Here is a 482-nt window from a genome sequence, read left to right as displayed (position 1 = left end):
CAAGGCACCAAAGGAAAATGAAACACAGGTGTCTCTAACGCAGCAAGTCGTAATTTGTTAGAATAGGCTTGAGGAAGCAGGCACACTACAGAGCACGTGAAGGTGAGTAGGCTCAACCTTGTGTTGGACTGAATAATTATGTGTGCCGGACGCTCTTTCAAGCACCAATAAATAGGGCTTTGCACCTTGTAACCTTATCTTTGGAGAGACGGACTACTTCAATCTTTCAGTGGGTGTCCAGTCCCTGCCTGTTCCCTCAAATACTGTTTCGAGGGGATGTGTTATGCTTAAAATCGTTTACCGTGTCTGCTGTGGGATGGATGTCCACAAGTCCTTTGTTGTTGCCTGTATCGCTTCCACAAATGAACAGGGAGTAACAAGCTACAAGAGCAAGCGTTTTTCTTCCTTCACCGGAGATTTGCATCGGTGCGCAACGTGGTTGGCTGAGAATGGCTGCCGGGATGTCTGTATGGAGTCCACAG

1 pseudogene is annotated in these 482 nt (G+C 47.5%); it reads left to right on the top strand.

Annotated features, from left to right (window positions below):
* Positions 1–283: 283 nt before the first annotated feature.
* Positions 284–482 (top strand): annotated as a pseudogene (locus tag H6B51_RS17930) (IS110 family RNA-guided transposase); the annotation flags it as partial.

Origin of the sequence: Pseudoflavonifractor phocaeensis (assembly GCF_016901955.1) — a bacterium.
Taxonomy (GTDB): domain Bacteria; phylum Bacillota; class Clostridia; order Oscillospirales; family Oscillospiraceae; genus Flavonifractor; species Flavonifractor phocaeensis_A.
This window is presented reverse-complemented; position numbering and strand designations above follow the sequence as displayed.